The following is an 18,021-nucleotide window of genomic DNA, read 5'->3' on the forward strand; positions in this document are numbered from 1 at the left end:
CCTCGACGCCAGCTGGCCCGAGTACAACCGCCTCTACGCCCACCCCTTCACCTGGTCCTGGACTCGCGCCAAGATGCACTCGTGGGTGGACCGGCACCTGTCCTGACTATGTTGAAAAACTTGTCGGACAGTCCACTAGGCCAGCAGAAGCAGGTTCTTTCAGGCGCCTTCCGGCCGCGGGGCCATCCAACGGGTCCGACCATCGGACCCGTTGCTCCCCCTCGCGGCCGGAGCCGCCGGCTACCGGCCCGGACCTGCCGGCTCGATGGCGAAGATGAGCGTCACCCTCGCCGTCACCGTCTGCTCCTCCGGCTGGATGGGCGTCGTCACGTCCGCCGCGCCTCCCGCTCGCGCCATCTCCAGGCGCGCCACCGCGGGGAAGGGATGCGGCGGCTCGGAGACCGTGCTCGCGTCCAACACCGGCCCCAGCTTCACCCCCAGCGCCGTGGCCAGCACCTGCGCGGATTGCCTCGCCCGCTCCACCGCGTTGCGCAATGCATCCCCCTGCACCACCTCCGGCTTGCTCAGCCCGAAGCGCACCGAGTCCACCCGGTTCGCCCCCGCCCCCAACGCCGTGTCCAGCAGCGTCCCCACCCGCGACAGCTCGCGCACGTGCACCTCCACCAGGTTGCTCACCCGGTAGCCCCTCAGCTTCGGCGCCTCCTCCGGCCTCGGCTGCGGCTGGTACTCCGGGAACACCGAGAAGTTGCGCGTCTCGATCTCCTTGCGCGGAATGCCCGCCTGCACCAGCGCGGCGATGACCTTGTCCATCTTCCGCGCGTTCTCCTCCGCCGCCGCCTTCGCCGTGGGCGCCAGCGTCTCCATCGCCACGTCGATGAAGGCCTCGTCCGGCGCCACCTTCACCTCGCCCACCCCCTCCACCCGGAGGGTGCGCTCCAACGGGCTCACCTGCGGCGCGGGCGGGGGCTGGGGGACGACCCGGGGCTGGGCCTGCGCTCCCAGGGTCAGGGTGCCACCCATCAACAGGACGAGCAGCGGGGCTGTACGCATCACCGGCATCGTGGGCCTCCTCCCGAGGCGGGCTCCGCCTCAAGGTGTGTCCGTGGCAAGGCGCTGGCTCGCACGGACGGAACAGTGGGTTGAATGCTCGCACGGAGGGTAACAGGCGGGGTTCGACCCGAGGCACGAGATACCCTCACCCCGTCCCTCTCCCGGGGGGAGAGGGGAGGACTCGCGAGAGGGAGTTGGGTGGAATCCTCTCGCTCTCCTGGAACCCTCGCTCCCTTCTCGCGGAGCGGTATTCTCGCGCCTGCTTGCCCCGGCTCGCGTGTTCGCGGCCTCGGCCCTGGGGATCTCCATGCGGATACTGCTGTTCCTGGTCGCGCTGCTCTCGGGCGGTTACGCCGGTTACCTCTCCACCGTCGCCAAAACCTCCTACTCGTCCTTCTCGCCCGCCCAGCTCGATCAGATCGAGGCCGAGCAGATGCGGCAGCTCGACAGGACCTCGGGCGACGAGCGCGACAACCACCTCGTCTCCCTCTCCCTCCTCCGCGACGAGCGCACCCGTGTCTCCCGTCTCCCGGTGGCCGGCGGCGTCGCGGGGCTCTCCCTCCTCGGCGCGCTCGTCCTCACGCTCGTGGGCGCGCTCCGCAAGGGCTCGGAGCAGGAGGAGGAGTCGTCTGGCGCTCCGTCCGAGTCCGGTGGCTCCCGGCAGATGGATCGCAACCGGGCCGCGGCGCTCCTCGGCGTGCGCCCCGATGCCCCCCGCGCCGTCATCGAGGCCGCCCTCCAGGCCCAGCTCGCCGAGAAGGATCCCTCGCAGCTCGGCGGGCACGACCCCAGCCTCCGTCAGAAAATCCACCAACAGCGCGAGGAGCTCCAGGCCGCCGCCCATGTGTTGCTGGACCGACGCGAGCTCGCCTTCACACCCGATGGAACCCAGGGCTGAGCCCCATCCGGCGGCCGCCGCTGTCCACCTTCCATCGAACCAGATGTCCCCCGGTCCGTTGCTCCGGGGATGGACGCTGTCCATCCTCCCGACGGCCTCGCCGGATTCTTTCAACCACCCGGTGAGGCCCTGATGTCAGGGGGAACCACACCGTGGCCCAAGACAGCCTCAGCCTGCGCGTCCAGCGCATCTCGCCCGAAGCCGAAGGCATCCTCTCCTACGAGCTCGTCCCCGCGGACGGGGGCGCGCTGCCTCCCTTCGAGGCCGGCTCCCACCTGGATGTCCACGTCCCCGGCGGCTTCCCGCGCCAGTACTCGCTCTGCAACGACCCCGCCGAGACGCACCGCTACCTCATCGCCGTGCAGCGTGACGCCAACGGCCGCGGCGGCTCCCGGGCCATGCACGAGCGCGTCCGCGTGGGCGACGTGCTCACCACGAGCCTCCCCCGCTGTGACTTCCCCCTGCTCCACGCGCGCGGCTACGTGCTCGTGGCCGGTGGCATCGGCATCACCCCGATGCTCTCCATGGCGCACCAGCTCCAGCGGCAGGGCACGCCCTGGCACCTGCACTACTGCACGCGCTCGCCCGAGCGCACCGCCTTCCGCGCGCTGCTCGCCTCACCGGCCTTCGCCGGCCGCGTCACCTTCCACCATGACGGGGGAGACCCGGCCCGCGGGCTCGACGTGAAGGCCCTGCTCGCCACGCGCACCGGCGGCACCCGCGTCTACTGCTGCGGCCCCGCGCCCCTCATGCGCGCCGTGCGCGACGCCACCGTGCTCCACGCCTGGCCCCGCGAGAAGGTCCACTTCGAGGCCTTCTCCGCCGAGGCCACCGGCGCCATCAGCGGCAGCGCCGACACCGGGCTCCAGGCCGTCATCCGCGGCACCGGCGCCACCTCCCCCGTTCCTCCCGGGTAGACGGTGCTCGACCTGTAGAGCGCCTCAGGCCGCCTGGCCCGGCCCTCCGCCGCGGGACCTGGCCACCCAGTCCCGCACCTGCTCGCGCAGTTGCTGCGGATCGAACGGCTTGTCCACCCGCGCGTTCTGCACCGTCTCCATGAAGGAGCGCGCCGCGGGCGTGAAGGCTCCACCCGTGACGAACACCATGCGCTGCGCCACCTCCGGTGCCGACGTCACCAGGTCCGCGTGCAGCTCCATGCCCGTCAGGTCCGGCATCATCAGGTCGCAGAGCACCACGTCCACCTCCGCGCCCTTCGGACCCTTGAGCAGCTCCAGCGCCTGACGCGAGCTCGTCACGACCTCGACGTCGTGCTCACGTGCCAGCGTCCGGCGCAGCGCCGAGCTCACCATCACATCGTCATCGACAATCATTACCCGGCCGCGCACGCGCGCACCCTCCTGCTCTTGTTGCATCGGACGCACTCCCTGGAACTGCCCCACGGGCGCCGCCGCGGCCCGTAGTGTCACACGAACCACGGTCCCCTTGCCCGCCTCGCTCTCCACGGCGATCTCCCCCCCCATGGCCGTGATGAATCGGTGACACAGGGCCAGCCCCAATCCCGTACCCACACCCACGGGCTTTGTGGTGAAGAAGGGGTCGAAGATGCGACCTATCACCTCCGGGGGAATTCCACACCCGGTGTCGCGCACCTCGGCCACCACCCGCTCGCCCTGCACCCGCGTCACCAGGCGCACCTCGTGGCTCGCCGCCTGGCCCTCGGGCAGCGCCTGGGCCGAGTTGATGATGAGGTTGAGGAAGACCTGGGCCAGGCGGGACTCGTTGCCGTCCACCCACGCGGAGTCGCCGTACTCCTTCACCAGCCGGGCCCGGGGCGCCAGCTCGTTGCCGGCCAGCTTCGCCGCCGAGTCCAACACCGCGTGCAGGTCCACCGGCCCGCGCACTTCCTCGTCGCCCCGGGAGAACGTCTTCAGGTCCTGGACGATGCGCCGCACCCGGTCCGCGCCGTGCCGGGCCTCGTTCAGCGCCCGCTCCATGTCCTCCAGCCGCCTGCGGCCCGGGGCATTCAACGGCACGTCCTTCTTGAGCGCCGCCGTCTCCGAGCTGACGTGGTCCAGGTTGGAGACGATATAGGCCAGCGGGTTGTTGATTTCATGGCCCACGCCCGCGGCCAGCGTGCCCACCGCCACCATCTTCCCCGCATGCACCAGCTGGGCCTGGGCCTGGCGCAGGGCGCGCAGGTTCTCGTCCAGCTCGCGGTTGGCCCGGGCCAGCTCGCGCGTGCGCTCCTCCACGCGCGCCTCCAGCCAGCGCTCGCGGCGCTTGAGCCGGCCCACCCGCCACACGTACGCGCCCACGGCCAGCGCGCCCACGCCCAGCGTGCCCAGCGCGTAGAACCACAGCGTCTCGTGGAAGCGTGGAATGACGGTCAGCGCCACCACCGGGCCCGGGTCCGTCCACACCGCGTCCCGGTTGGCCGCCGTCACCATGAAGCGGTAGTCACCCGGAGGCAGGTGCGTGTACGAGACGGAGCGCCGGTCCTCGGCGTCCACCCAGTCCGGGTCCTGTCCCTCCAGCCGGTAGCGCAGCGGCGGCCGCGTGGAGTCCCCCAGCGACAGCGCGGTGAAGCGGAACTCCACGTCGCGCTGCCCCGGCTCCAGCACCAGCCTGCCGGCGAGCGGCACCGGCCGGCCCTGCACCCGTATCTCCTCCAGGCGCGGCTGGGCCAACGGCCGGTGCACCACCAGCTTCGCCGGGTCCACCGACACCAGGCCCCGCAGCGTGGGGAACCACAGCTTCCCGTCGCGCGCGCGCCAGCCCGAGGGGAACATGCCCCCGCTGCACTCGGCGCTGCGCATGCCGTCGCGCCGGTCGAAGAGCAGCGGCCGCACCGTGGTGCGCTGGCCGTTGGCCACCTCCTCCAACTGGTACCGCGGCACGCGGGAGATGCCCCGGTTGCAGCTGATCCACAGGGAGCCCTCGGCGTCCTCGAGGATGCGGAAGACGGCATCGTCCACCAGGCCCTGCGCGGTGGTGAAGCGGGTGAAACGGCCCCCGCGCACCAGCGTGAGGCCCGTGCTCGAGCCCACCCACACGCCGCCGCGCGGGTCCGCGTACACGTCCACCACGCGGTTGCCGGCCAGCCCGTCCGCCGTCGTGTAGTGGGCGAAGGTGCCGCCGGCGGGCAGCCGGTACAGCCCTCCGAAGGAGCCGAACCAGAGCGTGCCCTCGGCGTCCTCGGCGATGGAGACGACGGGCTGCTCCGGGCCGCCCTGCTCCGGGCCGTAGGACGTGAAGGTGCCCTCGTGCAGCCGGCTCAGGCCCGAGAGCGTGCCGAACCACACGTCCCCGCGCGAGTCGGCGAAGAGCGAGAAGAGCACCTCGTCCGGCAGCCCCTGCTCGCGGCCCACCCGCGTGAAGCTCCGGCCGTCGTAGCGGTAGGCGCCCGCGGAGGTGCCCACCCACAGCGTGCCGTCCCGGCCCTCGGCGAGCGCGCGCAGGTTGCCCGCGGGCAGCCCCTCCGCCGGGCCGAAGCGGGTGAGCTCCCCGTCCTTCAGGCGCGTCAGCCCCCCCGCGTGAGCGCCCACCCACAGCGCGCCCTCCCGGTCCTCCAGCACCACCGAGACCAGGTCATCGCCCAGGCCCTCGGGCTGGCCGAAGGGGACGAAGGGCGCGTCGCGCAGCCGGTTGAGCCCGCCCGACGTCGTGCCCACCCAGAGCGCGCCCTCCCGGTCCTCCAGCAGCGACAGCACGCCCGTGCCGGACAGGCCCTCGCGCGGCCCGAGCACCGCCAGGGTGCCTTCCTCCGACAGGCGCACCAGTCCACCCTCCTGGGTGCCCACCCACAGGTTGCCGTCCCGGTCCTCGGCGAGCGCCCGCACCTTGTCGTCCGGCAGCCCGTCGCGTGTGGTGAGGAGCCGGACACGCTCGCCCTGCACGCGCACCAGGCCCGACTCGGTGCCCACCCACAGCGTGCCGTCATGGGCCTCCAGCAGCGCGAGCACCCTCGTCCGGTCCACCGCTCCCGGCAGATGCACCGGCTCCAGCTTCTCCCCGGACAGGCGCGCCAGTCCCCGCTCCGTGCCCACCCACAGGACACCCGCGTGGTCCCTCAGCAGCGCGAGCACCTTCACCGAGGGCAGCCCCGCCTCGGTCCCGTAGCGCCGCGCCCGCCCCTCGCGCACGTGGAAGAGGCCGTCGTGGGTGCCCACCCACATGCCGCCGTCCGTGCCGGGCGTGAGCGCGTCCACCTCCACCTCGCCCGGCCCTTCCTTCAGGGCCACGCGGTGGAAGCGTCCCTCGCGGTAGGAGACGAGCCCCCGCGCCGTGCCCACCCACAGCGTGCCGGCCGCGTCCTCGGCGAGCGCTTCGATGTACTCGTCATGCAGCTCGGGCGTGTTGCGCTGGTCGTAGACGGTGAAGTGCACGCCGTCGAAGCGGACCAGGCCCTCCCAGGTGGCCACCCACAGGTACCCGTCGCGCGTCTGGGCGAGCGCGTACACGGAGTTCTGCGGCAGCCCCTCCACGTCCTTCCAGGCGTCGTGGCTGTATTGGGTGACACGGCGTGCCGGATCGAGCGCGAGCGCGGGAGCGCCCATGCCCATCACCATCGCCAGGGCCAGCATCCGCGGGCCGCACTTGCCGTATCGCCACAACATTCCCGGTAACTTGTGCCATGCCGGACAGCCCTGGAGCAAACCCGACCCCCAGGACAGCTCCGGAAAAGGCCGAGGAGCCGGGCGAGGGACTGCCCCGATGGGTCCTCCCGCGGGAGGGAGGTGCTATAGGGTCGCCCCTCCCCCCGCGATGAACTCCCCGAGTCCCCGGGCCACGCCCGACCCCCTCCCCGAGCCGCCGCTCCCCCCGCCCCCCTTCGAGGAGCCCCGCCGGCGCCGGCCCCGGGCGGACGGGCCGCGGCGGCTGAGCCTGGTGGCGGTGGTGGCGCTGGTGGCCTTCGAGTTCACCGTGCGGGGCAAGGATGCCCCCTGGCGCGAGGCGGTGGCCGCGAGCCTGGCCGGGGCGGTGGTGGCCACCTTCGCCGGAGAGCTGCTGCGCGACGCGTGGGCCTTCCGCCTGCGCCTGTGGCGCCACCGGTGGCCGGATCTGCTCTTCGCCGTGCCGGCGGTGTTCTCGCTGGGAGCGGCGGGGCCCCGGGGAGCGGCGACCCTGCTGTCCCTGCGCCTGCTCGCCCGGGAGCTGATCGACCTGGTGGCCTGGCGCCCGGCCCGTCCCTTCCTCCAGGCGCTGCTGCGCCGCCCGCTGCCGCTGCTGTGCCTGTCCTTCCTGCTCACCATCGCCGGGGGCACGCTGGCGCTGATGTTCCCCGCGGCCACGCGCGACGGGCAGGGCGCGCCCTTCCTGGTGGCCCTCTTCACCGCCACCAGCGCCTCGTGCGTGACGGGGCTGTCCGTGGTGGACCCCGGCAGCTACTTCAGCGCCTTCGGCCACTGGGTGATTCTGGGCCTCATCCAGGTGGGGGGCCTGGGCCTCATGACGCTCACCACCACGCTGGCCCTGGCCTTCCGCAGCCAGCTGTCGGCGCGCACGCGGGGGGCCATGCAGGAGATCCTCGAGGAGGAGACGGTCCAGGGCTTCCAGGGGCTGCTCTACTCCATGTCGCTCATCACCGTGACGCTGGAGGTGCTGGGGGCGCTGGCGCTCTACCCGTCCCTGGGTTTCGCCCCGGACGGGCGGGTGCTGTCCACCTCCGAGCGGGCCTTCTCGGCGCTGTTCCACTCGGTGAGCGCCTTCTGCAACGCGGGCTTCGGCCTGTACCCGGACAACTTCGTGCGCTTCGCGGGCAACCCCGGCGTCAACCTCACCGTCATGGCGCTCATCACCCTGGGCGGCCTGGGCTTCCCCGTCGTCACCTCGCTGCTGGACTGGGAGCTGTGGCGCGAGCGGGGCGTGCGCCGGGGCTGGCGCTTCCTCCCGGTGCACACGCGCGTGGTGCTGCTCACCAGCGCGGCGCTCGCGGTGGGCGGGGCGCTGGCGTGGCTGGTGCTGGAGTGGAACCACTCGCTGGCGGGGCTGCCCTGGGGCGAGCGGCTGTGGGCGAGCTTCTTCCAGAGCGTCTCGCTGCGCACGGCGGGCTTCAACACGGTGGACCTGTCGAAGCTGGGCACGCCCATGCTGCTGTTGAGCCTGGTGCTGATGTTCATCGGCGGCTCGCCGGGAGGCACGGCGGGCGGCGTGAAGACGACGACGGTGGCGGTGCTGGCGTTCACCTTCCGCGCGCTGCTGCACAACCGCTCCGAGGTGGACATCATGGGCCGCAGCGTGCCGCCGGCCACGGTGTACCGGGCGTGCGCGGTGGCGCTCATCTCCTTCGGGCTGCTCTTCGTGCTGGCCTTCCTGCTGTTCGCCGCCGAGCCGGACCTGCCCTTCCGGGACGTGCTCTTCGAGGCGGTGAGCGCCTTTGGCACGGTGGGGGTGACGACGGGGGTGACGCCGCAACTGTCGAGCGCGGGCCGGCTGGTGGTGTGCGCGTTGATGTTCGTGGGGCGGTTGGGCCCCTTCACCCTGGCGCTCGCGGTGGGCCTGTCCAAGGCGCGGGCGAGCTACAGCTATCCCTCGACGAAGATCGTCGTGGGCTGAGGAGCGAGGATGCGCACGTACGTGGTGGTGGGCCTGGGACAGTTCGGCGAGCACGTGGCCCGGCGCCTCACCGAGGCGGGGGGCGAGGTGCTGGCGGTGGACCTCTCGCTGGAGCGGGTGGAGGCCATCAAGGACGTGGTGGTGCAGGCGGTGAGGGCGGACTGCACGTCGGAGGAGGCGATGAAGGCGCTCGGGGTGGGGAAGGCGGAGACGGCGGTCATCGCGCTGGGCGAGGAGGACTTCGAGGCGGCGGTGCTGGGGACGTCGGTGCTCAAGGGGCTGGGGGTGAGGACGGTGGTGGCGCGCTCCTCCAACCGGCAGCGGGGGAAGATACTGGCGCTCGCGGGGGCCACGCGGGTGGTGTACCCGGAGGCGGAGATGGGGGATCAGCTGGCGCGGCTGCTGCTGCACACGAGCATGCAGTCGAGCACGGAGCTGCCCAACGGCTACGCGCTGGCCGAGCTGAAGGTGCCCGAGCACGCGGCGGGCAAGAGCCTGCAGGAGTTGAGGCTGAGGCAGACGCACGGGCTCAATGTCATCGCCATCCAGCACCGGGGCGTGGTGAACGAGCCGATTCCCGAGGCCATGCTCGGCGCGGGGGATGTGCTGCTGGTGGCCGGCCGGGGCGAGCGTGTGGCCGCGCTCGCGCGGCTGTGGGATCCGGGGCGGTAGCGAGGCCTGCTCGAGCGCCCCGCCGTCACGGACCACGAGCCGGAAGGCCGCGGAGAACCGCTACCGCGTCGTCGAAGACCTTGGCGAGGACGGGCTCCGCCGGACGGTGAGCCTCGAGAAGCTCGGTGTCCTCGGGCTTCCCCACGTATTGGAGCAGGACGGCGGCGCGCAGGGAGTCATCGTGAAGGGCGAAGGCTTCCACGCGCCTCCGGGCGACTTCCCGCAGCTCGGCGCGGCTTTCCGGTGGGAGCAGGGGAATCAAGTGCTCCCGGTGCCGCAGGAGCAGGATGAACAGGCGTTCGCAATAGTAGGAGGTCTCTCGATTCACCGCCCCACCGAGCAGCGCATGAGCGGTGGAGATGAAGGCGAGGACGGCCGGGACGAGCGGCTCTGGCACCTCCTCTTCGAGCACCGTGAGAACCTCCGTCTTGCGCTCCACGGACACCGAGCTGTCCAAGGCCCAGGACTGGAGCTCCCCTGGAGACTTCTCGAGAAGCACGAGCAGGCCGCCAAGAGAGTTCATCTCCGAAAGAGCCAACTTCTCCAGACCGCGCCGGACAACGGGGAGCAGCTCGGGGTGGCGTTTGTGCCAGAGGGCACGCGCGAGCGTGTTCACATCTCCCAGGTCCGGCTTGCCGGTGGCCAGCCGTTCGAGCCTGCGAACCAGACTCGCCCGCGCGCTCGTTTCCTCGAGTTCGCCCAGCACCCGGGTGATGGCCTCCGCGACGGAGTCCCCGTCACGGTCCCCGCGAGCTTCCTCGCGTACCAGTTGCTGCTCCAGGCGTCTGGCGCTGGCGGCGCCACCCAGCTCGGCCAGTCCGAGGACCGCGGCCTGCCGCACGAGGCCCTCTTCTGCATCCAACATGGACTCCAGCAGGGCTCGAGCCTTCCGTGGGCCGGGTTGCCGGACCAGGGCGCGGGCTCGCGCCTCCTCGCCGAATCTGCACGCCGCGACCAGCTCTTCCCGCCACTGCTTCACGTCCCACTCTCGCGCCATGGCTCGTCACCTCCTCTCGTCTACGGATAGCTCACCCCTGAGGGGACATGCCGTCTCACCAGGGTCCCATCGAGCATGTACAACTCATGGATGGCTCCCGGGTCCGCTCGGACCATGGAGTCAAACGCCTCCAGTTCCCGCTTCAGATCGCGCGAGTTGGAAACATAGTTGGTGTTGTGCCGCACGCCATCCGGCCGCACGGAGGATGCATCCGGCCTGCGGAACTTGATGCCACGCACGGGATTCGGGTCATCCAGTGGCTGTTGCTGGGCATCCACCTGCTGCTTGTTCTTCCGCAAGCCGGTATGCCCCGCGGCCTCCCGCGTGGCCAGTTCGCCCTCGATGGCCTCGTTGTGAGGCGGGTTCTTCCGGGTATGCGGCGGACCGTAGCGGGTGGATGGTCCGGAAGCACCACCAGGAGAGCCGGAGCTCGTCGAGCACAAGGCAAGGCCAGAGCAGGCCGCGGTCCCAGCGTTCACACCGGAAACGATGAGGGTGCCGTCCGCCATCACCTGGGCGGAGGAGGCGGACTGCTGCAAGAGAACGAGCCCCTCGGACGTCACCGGCGGCAGCAGCCGCCAGATTCCGCCCTCGGGTACCTGGGGAATGAAGCGAGCCAGACCCAGGGTACCCACCGTGACCAGGACGCGGAGATAGGTGCCCCCCATGGCCCTGCCGAAGCGAGCGGAGGCATCCTCGAGCGCTTCGGGTGTCGAGGCGGCTTCCACTTCCCGGTAGAGGCGCAGGCAGGCCAGTGCCACCTGACCGAGCTCCACGAGACCCACGACCAGGGACAGGCGCAGGGTGAGGGTTGCGGCGAAGGCCTTCGAGAAGAACGGCTCGGGCGCCAGCCAGGCGGAGAAGTAGAGGACGATGGACAGGCAGACGCTGATGACGAAAGCGGGAGAGGTGAAGAGGGCGACAGCGGCCTCGCGGATGCCATCGGCCATGTAGCGAGTGGAGAGCTGTAGCGCGAGGAAGAGGCGGCTGGCGGCGAGGGACTCAGGCAGTGGCAGCAGCGGAGGGCCGAAGCGCGACAGAAACTCCTGACGCAGGCGTGACTCCCACGGGGGCACGAGGCCTGGGGAAGCGCGGTCCACTCCTGGTACCTCCAGGAGACGCAGCCGAGGGCCATCTCGAGGCGCGAGGGGCGCGAGGGCATCGAGCAAAGGGCGCACCTCCTCCAGGCGCAGCACCTCCAGCGCCGGGTTGGGCAACCGAGGGGGAAGGAGGAGTTGCCAGCGGTCCTCGGGCAACTCGCGAATGCCCAGGGGCAGCGGTGGCACGAGAGTGGAGCCCGGCGCGAAAGGCTGCTCCTGCTGGGGAGACACAGGCGCAAGGCGCCGCGGAGTCTCGTCAGCGCGCTCGCCTTGCTGCGCGCCATGGACGACACCCCGCGGAGTGACGCACGAGACGCACAGCAGAACGAGGCCCAGGGCCAGGGACAGGCACTGCAGCGTGTGCGCTCTCTTCATGGCTCGAGAGCATGCACCAGCCTCTTCAGCCCGGCACGGCTGGCGCGCCGCTGCTCGGCCTCACGAAACGAACTGGGACCAGAAGCGGATCGGCCGGGCCTGCGCTGGCGGCGGGCCTCCCGGGAGGTTCATCCAGCCCCCCTCCGTTATCGAACCCCGTGAGTGCCCGCTCACCCGCGCTTCCACCGGTCGCGTGCGGCCCACATCGCCTCGCACGCGGCCACCGCGCCCACCTGAAGGTGCACGTCCACCACCCGCGACAGCTGCGTCTGCCCCGGGTTGATCTCCACCGTGGGCCGCTGGCGCGCCACCGCCTCCACCACCGGCGCCGTGATGTACGGGAACAGGCTCGACGTCCCGATCGAGAACACCACGTCGAAGCCCCGGGCGAACTCCCGCTCCATCACCGCCACCTTCTCCGGCGGCAGCAGCTCCTCGAAGAGCACCACCTCGGGGCGCACCACCGAGCCACACCGCGGACAGGACGGCCGGGGCGCCAGGTGCGCGTAGTCCGCCACCCGCTCCTCGAAATCACACCGCGTGCAGCGCAGCTCGTGGATGTCCCCGTGGATGTCGATGACGTTCTTCGACCCCGCCGCCTTGTGGAAGCCATCCACGTTCTGCGTGAGCACCCAGCAGCGCTCGAAGCAGCCCTCCATCCGCGCCAGCACCTCGTGGGCCCGGTTGAACCTGGCCCCACGGCACGCCCGTTCAATCTCGTGCAGGTGCCTCCACGTCAGCTCGGGCCGGCGCCGGAACATGCTCCCCGAGAGCGCCACCTCGATGGGCACGCCCCCCTCCGTCGTCTTCCCGTCGTAGAGCCCGCCAATCCCCCGGTACGTGGGGATGCCCGACTCCGCCGAGATCCCCGCCCCCGTGACGAACAGCACACTCCGGGCCCGGGACAGGTGCTCGATGACTCGCTCGAGGGCTTCTTCCATGGAGTGGAGCGTCGCAGCCCCGGTGCACCCTCGCAACCACGGGGGCAACCCGGGACCCGAGATACCCTCACCCCGGGGGGCGTGCCTCCCCTTTGAACGACGGGGGGCTCCTCTCCCGGGGGGAGAGGGGTTCTCGGCGACATGGGGTGGAGGGAAACGCGTTACTGCTGGGCCTTGGAGAAGATGCGCCGCAGCAGCGCCTCGCCCTCCGAGCGCGGCGGCGCCGCCGACACGAACGCCGGCAACCCATGGCTCTCGGAGCGGACCGCCTGCCCCGGGCTCCCCGCTCGCGACAAGCCCAGGCTCACCGCGTCCTGCTCGGTCATCGACTGCTGTCCTGGCTGGCGGAACATGGGAGAACCCCCTCGAAGGAACGCCGCACCTGACGCAGTATCCCCGCCCGGTCTGACATGTCCGGTCAGCTGACCCCGCACGTGGCTCAGTCCCGGTTGACTTCGCAGTAGGCGAAGTGGATGGCGTTGGTGTCCCTCGGCACCACCAGGTGCTGCACCTTGGACACGAAGCAGGCGCTCGAGTCCGGATCCACCGTGTAGTTGGGCCGGCGGCAGTCCAGCATGCTCCCGTTCTTCGTCGCCGGGTCCAGCAGGAAGTACCCGCCGCACCAGGGCGGCACCACCGTGTCCCCGTCGCTCACCACCGAGGCGTAGTGCACCGGGCCCAGGAAGGTGGCCCCGGGCGTCTCGTCGTTGGAGCCATCGCCCTCGGGCGCCACCCCGTTGAGCTTGCGCAGGAAGGCGCTGTTGGCGCAGTCCTCCGGGTTCACCCCCCCGCAGCCGGTGACGAGCCCGCAGTTGGTGATGCCGTTGTGCGGCGAGGACATCACCACCAGGTCATCCACCCCCCGGTTCGCCAGGAAGCGCGCGTAGTAGCGCGCCGTCACCGTCCCCTGCGAGTGCGCCACCAGGTCCACCGCCGGGCACGCGCCATTCACGCACGGCACCTTCTTGTCGATGAAGGACGCCAGGCACTTCGCGTAGCTCTCGTTGACGTAGCTGGCCGCGTACCCCGGCAGCACCGCGCAGTAGTCCTTCGCGCCGCAGTCACGCGCCGCGTCGAAACGGAACAGGTTGACGCCCTCCGTGTAGCCCCGCGCGCTCCAGCTGGACACCAGCGTGTCCCAACGCGTCGCGTCGTCGTTGCGGCCGTGCACCAGGATGACCGGGTGCTTCGGCGAGACGGTGGCGCACGACGTGGCGCACTGCGCCTTCGCCTCCACCGCCACCAGACACGACATACCCGCGACAAATGCCAGGAAACCCTTCATGGAAATTCCTCCCTCCGGTGAAGCGAGGGACCCCGCGAGCGCTCGAAAGAGCACGGGGAAAACGAGACACCCCCGCCAGGGCCGTCCCCCCCCCAACCAGGGGAGCGCGGTGGCGCTTCACCCACCGTTGCAGCCCCCTTCCACCCGACCACAGCTTGCCAGCGGACACTTGAAAGGAGTCCAAGTCATGAAGTCCATCATCCGTTTGGGGTTGTGTGGGGCGGCGCTGTGGGGCGGCGCGGCCCTGGCAGGCGATGAGTGGAAGGAGCCGGGCTACGGCGGCTCGGGCATCGAGCACGAGAAGTCGGTCATGAAGACCGAGGAGCGCGGCGCCGACAAGGGCCTCTACGTGCTCCTGGGTGGCGGCGCCGAGGGCTACACCGGCGAGCTCGCCTCCGATTTGAACGCGGGCTTCGCCTACGGTGCCACCGTCGGCTTCAAGCCCACCCGCGGCCTGGGCTTCGAGCTGGGCTACAACGGCGGCCTGTCCGACATCGACACGTTCGGGCCGGGCGGCGCGGCGAACGGCGCGGACATCATCCGCAACGGCGGCCAGGCGGCCGTCACCGTCGGCCTCGTCCCGACGAAGCTCCAGCCCTACCTGCTGGGCGGCATCGGCATCGAGAACCACAACGTGCGCGGCATCGCCCCGGTCGCCGGCTTCCAGGACGACACCAGCGGGTACGTGCCGGCCGGCGTGGGCCTGCGCTACAACATCGGCTCGCTGCTCACCGCCGACGCCCGCGTGAGCTACAACATCCCGTTCTCCCAGGACTTCGCCCCCGTCGACAACAACATCGGCAACGGGCGCTACCAGGCCCTGCTGCAGCTGGGCGGTACCTACTAGGCGGACGTGAGCCTCACCACGTGAACCTCACCACGTGAGCCTCACCTGGACCGGGAAGACCCCGGGGGCCCTCGAGCCCCCGGGCCTTCTCGTTCTTGCTTCCGGACTCAGGGGAAGCGCGCCACGAAGGCGCCCAGCTTCGCCCCCGCCGCGCGCGTCGCCGGGTCCAACGGCTTCGCGCCGGCCGCGGGCAGTTGCATCACCAGCTCCAACAGCGCCGGCTTCATCTCCTCCCAGGCGGCGTGGGCCTCGGCCTCGCTCCCGAAGAAGCGGCTGTGCACCAGCCAGCCCGCCACCCCACACGTCACCGCGTAGAAGGAGCGCGCGGGCTCCTCCTCCAGCGTGAGGCGCAACCCCGCCGGGTGCTCCTCGTCCCGGACGATGATGCCCCCTTCCGCCCCGCCCAACCCCAGCGTGCGCCCCTCCTCCACCGGCCTCCAGCTCTGCTCGTCGCTCATCGCCTCACGTGTCTCCCGCGCTCGGGCTCCACCCTCCTCCACCCGGGGCCTCCCCGGCAACACCCCGCCGCCCGCCCGCACGCCGCATTTTCCTTCCATCAACCCCGGCTGATGACCCGCACGGAGCGTATGGATTCCGGCGCTCCATACCGGGAATTGCCAGGAAGACCCCTCGGAATCCACACAAGCAAACGACCGGAATGAAGACGTGGGGCATTTGTATGAGGGGCGCCTCCCAGGCCGCCTGCACACCAGGCGTTCACCTTCTTCCCCAAGAGGAGTCCCACCGCCATGAATCGCATCACCATCGCCGTCCTGTTGCTGTCCGCCGCCACCGGGTGCGGCACGAGCCGTAGCGCGACCGGGAGCGCGCGCGAGGGCAATGGCACCGTGACGGGCATCATCACGCTGGCCGACGAGGTGGGCCCGAAGACGGGAGACTTCTGCGCGGGCCTGGACGTGCGGGTGACGCCCACGGGCGCGCCCCAGGAGGTGCTCGGCGACCGCATGGTGCGCGTGAGCCGCGGGCGCTGCAGCTATCAGGTCGCCAACCTGCCCGCCGGGAGCGAGCCGCTGGCGTTCTCCGTGAAGCCGCCGCCGGCCTGGCAGTGCGCCAATGGCGCCACGCCCACCGTCACCCCGGAGCCGCGGGAGCTGACGCTGCGGGACTACCAGACGGAGACGCGCGACTTCCGCGTGAGCTGCACGGCGCCGTCGGCCGGGACGTCCACGGCCACGCCGTGAGGTAGCCGCGTTCCACCCGGGCCCCGGTGCGCGCCGCGTGCCGGGGCCCGGCCGCTACCGGCGGGAGTCCTCGCCCAGGTGGCACTTCTTGTACTTCACGCCACTGCCGCACCAGCACGGCTCGTTGCGCCCGGGACGGGGGACGCGCCGGGCGGGCGGCGGAGGCAGCAGGTCGCCGCGGGAGAGGATGCTCTTGAACAGCTCGTTCAGCCGGCGACGCGAGCGCAGGGCCCGTTCCACCTTGTCGAGCTGTGCCGCGTCGAGCGTCCCGCCGAGCTGCTTGATGGCGTGCCGCAGCTCGATGATGTTCTGGTTGGCGAACAGGTCCACCGAGTCCTCGTCCACCTCGTGGGCCGCGAGCACGCGCTTCAGGGGCTCGATGGCACGCGGGTCGCCATAGACGGAGAGGTTGATGGCCGCGGCGGCGGGGTCCTCCTCGAGCTGCGCGAGGAGGGCCGTGGAGATGCGCTCGTCCTGGACGCCACAGCGGGACAGCACGGAGAGCAACCCGAAGCGCTCATCCGCGGTCCTCGCGTGGGCCAGGGACTCCAGGGCGGCGGGAGCCACCGCGGGCCCGAGCTCCTCCAGGGCGAAGAGGAGCGCGTCGTAGAGCACCTCGCCCGGCGCGCTGTGCGGGAGCCGCCGTACCATGGCCGAGATGGCCTCGGGCCCCTTGAGCTGCGCCAGCAGCTTCACCGCGTGGATGGGCGCGTAGCCTTCTCCGGGTGCCGTGACGTAGGACAAGGGTTCGTCGAGCAACAGCTCCACCAGGGGCTCCACCGCCTCGGCGCCGCGCGCGAGGATGTCCGCCCGCAGGGACTCGGGGAGCGTCTCCGTGTGCTCCAGGAGCTGGCGCACCAGGGCGCGGGTCTCCGTGTCACCCATGAGGCCAACCTCCCCGGAGGAAGCGGTGGACCTCCTCCACCAACAGGGGATCATTCGCCGCCGCGAGCTGCTCGGGCAGGGCGGAGAGCAGCCCCCAGGCCCGCTCCCACCACTCCGCCCACTCATCGTCCTCCACCAGCCCGAGCCGGAGCAGGTACTCGCCCCACGGACGCAGCGCGAGCGCCGTGGCGGCGTGCACGTGTGGATGCAGGGCGCGCTCCTGGCCCAGACCGCGCACCCAGTGCTCCAGGTCGGTGAGCACGGGCAGGAGCAGGTGCATGGGGCGCTCCACCACGCCGCCGTGGCCCAGGGGACCGGGCAGCAGGTGGAAGAGCTCCGGGTAGAGCAGCTGCGTACGGCCCCACGGCCAGCCCTGCCGCACCCGCAGCTCCGTCTCGAAGGTCATCACCAGCGCGCGTTGCTCGTCGAAGAACGCCTCCGGCGGCAGGCCGAGCAGTGCGTGGCCCTCGCGGCGGACCCAGGGCTTCCGGCCGGTGCGCAGCTCCAGCCCCTGGGCCACCCAGTGCGGCACCGCCCGGTCGAAGAGCGAGAGCTGCTCGTTCAACCGCTCCAGCGACAGGCCCGGCTCCTCGCGCAGCCCCGCGTCCATGCAGGTGAGCACCGCGCGCGTCACATAGTCCACGCGCGTCCACTCGGCGAGCGTCTCGTCCTCGCGCACCTGGGGCCACGCTTCCACGAGGCCCGCGCGCGCCTCGTGGAGCCGGCCCCGGTAGAGACACCACTCGGCCAGAGGCGACACCAGGGCCGCATCCCCCGTCCGCCTCGCCAGCGACACGAGCGCCGCCTTCACGTCCCGCCCTGGCAGCCGCAGCGCCAGCTCCACGCGCCAGGTGCGCACCGCCGGCTCGGCCTCGTACACGCGCGGGGCTCGTGCCTTCCAGGCGTCCAGGAGTGCCTCGAGCTCCGCGTACCGGCCCGATTGATTCAGGGCCTCCTCGACGTGGCTGCCCACCTCGAAGGCGTCCTCCTCGTCGAAGCCCGGGTGGCCGGCCGCCTCGCGCGCCAGCACCAGCTTCTCGTCCACGGAGGCCGCATGCAGGCGCTCGTAGAAGGTCAGCGGCAGCCCTTCCTCGAGCTGTTGATCCCGCAGTGCCTCGTCTTCAGGCCGTTCGTTCCCCATGCCCGGGCAGTGTAGACATGACCGCAAAAGTTGGCACGAAAATACGACCTGGAATGTCAGGTGCGAAGCGGGAGCCCGGGGCAAGAAGGGTGCCTCGGACTTCGGGCCCGGAAGGTTCGCGGTGAACTCCGAGGAGCAGGGGGTACTTACG

Annotated in this window: 16 protein-coding genes; 6 read left to right on the forward strand and 10 right to left on the reverse strand. The window is 71.2% G+C overall.

Translation table 11 applies throughout. From position 1 onward, the window contains the following. Positions 1–240 precede the first annotated feature (240 nt). Entirely contained in the window at positions 241–1,020 is a 780-nt protein-coding gene (locus VFZ09_RS50235; RefSeq protein ID WP_329735006.1) for an SIMPL domain-containing protein, read from the reverse strand. 298 nt (positions 1,021–1,318) lie between these two features. Between VFZ09_RS50235 and VFZ09_RS50240 the strand changes: the two genes are divergently transcribed. Next, positions 1,319–1,909, forward strand: coding sequence for a hypothetical protein (locus tag VFZ09_RS50240; RefSeq protein WP_329735007.1), 591 nt, complete (start codon positions 1,319–1,321; stop codon positions 1,907–1,909). Between the two features lie 152 nt (positions 1,910–2,061). After that, on the forward strand, positions 2,062–2,826 hold the full coding sequence (locus VFZ09_RS50245; protein WP_329735008.1) for a ferredoxin reductase: 765 nt from the start codon (positions 2,062–2,064) through the stop codon (positions 2,824–2,826). Positions 2,827–2,850: 24 nt separating this feature from the next. Here VFZ09_RS50245 and VFZ09_RS50250 read toward each other — a convergent pair whose 3' ends face one another. Next, entirely contained in the window at positions 2,851–6,486 is a 3,636-nt protein-coding gene (locus VFZ09_RS50250; RefSeq protein ID WP_329735009.1) for a two-component regulator propeller domain-containing protein, read from the reverse strand. Between the two features lie 148 nt (positions 6,487–6,634). Between VFZ09_RS50250 and VFZ09_RS50255 the strand changes: the two genes are divergently transcribed. Further along, positions 6,635–8,425, forward strand: a complete 1,791-nt coding sequence (locus tag VFZ09_RS50255) for a TrkH family potassium uptake protein (protein ID WP_329735010.1) — start codon at positions 6,635–6,637, stop codon at positions 8,423–8,425. A gap of 9 nt (positions 8,426–8,434) precedes the next feature. After that, on the forward strand, positions 8,435–9,097 hold the full coding sequence (locus tag VFZ09_RS50260) for a TrkA family potassium uptake protein (protein WP_329735011.1): 663 nt from the start codon (positions 8,435–8,437) through the stop codon (positions 9,095–9,097). A 25-nt stretch (positions 9,098–9,122) separates the two neighbouring features. Here VFZ09_RS50260 and VFZ09_RS50265 read toward each other — a convergent pair whose 3' ends face one another. The 5 genes from VFZ09_RS50265 to VFZ09_RS50285 form a co-directional block, all read right to left on the reverse strand. After that, positions 9,123–10,094, reverse strand: coding sequence for a hypothetical protein (locus VFZ09_RS50265; RefSeq protein WP_329735012.1), 972 nt, complete (start codon positions 10,092–10,094; stop codon positions 9,123–9,125). Positions 10,095–10,114: 20 nt separating this feature from the next. Continuing rightward, a complete protein-coding gene (locus VFZ09_RS50270; RefSeq protein WP_329735013.1) occupies positions 10,115–11,569 on the reverse strand; it encodes a hypothetical protein in 1,455 nt (484 codons plus the stop codon). Between the two features lie 170 nt (positions 11,570–11,739). Then, positions 11,740–12,510, reverse strand: coding sequence for an NAD-dependent protein deacylase (locus VFZ09_RS50275; RefSeq protein ID WP_329735014.1), 771 nt, complete (start codon positions 12,508–12,510; stop codon positions 11,740–11,742). A 161-nt stretch (positions 12,511–12,671) separates the two neighbouring features. After that, a complete protein-coding gene (locus VFZ09_RS50280) occupies positions 12,672–12,863 on the reverse strand; it encodes a hypothetical protein (protein WP_329735015.1) in 192 nt (63 codons plus the stop codon). An 86-nt stretch (positions 12,864–12,949) separates the two neighbouring features. Continuing rightward, positions 12,950–13,795: a hypothetical protein gene (locus VFZ09_RS50285; protein ID WP_329735016.1), complete on the reverse strand. Its 846-nt coding sequence runs from the start codon at positions 13,793–13,795 to the stop codon at positions 12,950–12,952. A gap of 187 nt (positions 13,796–13,982) precedes the next feature. On the opposite strand from VFZ09_RS50285, the gene VFZ09_RS50290 reads away from it, so the two are divergent. Beyond that, positions 13,983–14,642: a hypothetical protein gene (locus VFZ09_RS50290; RefSeq protein WP_329735017.1), complete on the forward strand. Its 660-nt coding sequence runs from the start codon at positions 13,983–13,985 to the stop codon at positions 14,640–14,642. Between the two features lie 107 nt (positions 14,643–14,749). On the opposite strand, the gene VFZ09_RS50295 is transcribed toward VFZ09_RS50290, so the two are convergent. Then, the gene (locus tag VFZ09_RS50295) at positions 14,750–15,100 is read right to left on the reverse strand and encodes a hypothetical protein (RefSeq protein WP_329735018.1); all 351 of its coding nucleotides are present in this window, start codon (positions 15,098–15,100) and stop codon (positions 14,750–14,752) included. Positions 15,101–15,391: 291 nt separating this feature from the next. Here VFZ09_RS50295 and VFZ09_RS50300 point away from each other — a divergent pair, with 291 nt between their 5' ends. After that, the gene (locus tag VFZ09_RS50300; protein WP_329735019.1) at positions 15,392–15,844 is read left to right on the forward strand and encodes a hypothetical protein; all 453 of its coding nucleotides are present in this window, start codon (positions 15,392–15,394) and stop codon (positions 15,842–15,844) included. A gap of 54 nt (positions 15,845–15,898) precedes the next feature. On the opposite strand, the gene VFZ09_RS50305 is transcribed toward VFZ09_RS50300, so the two are convergent. After that, positions 15,899–16,729: an SEC-C domain-containing protein gene (locus tag VFZ09_RS50305; RefSeq protein WP_329735020.1), complete on the reverse strand. Its 831-nt coding sequence runs from the start codon at positions 16,727–16,729 to the stop codon at positions 15,899–15,901. Then, the gene (locus VFZ09_RS50310) at positions 16,722–17,870 is read right to left on the reverse strand and encodes a hypothetical protein (protein WP_329735021.1); all 1,149 of its coding nucleotides are present in this window, start codon (positions 17,868–17,870) and stop codon (positions 16,722–16,724) included. Before VFZ09_RS50310 ends, VFZ09_RS50305 begins: the two co-directional genes overlap by 8 nt. Between the last annotated feature and the right edge of the window lie 151 nt (positions 17,871–18,021).

This window comes from Archangium sp. (genome assembly GCF_036277355.1).
In the GTDB taxonomy this organism is placed as follows: domain Bacteria; phylum Myxococcota; class Myxococcia; order Myxococcales; family Myxococcaceae; genus Archangium.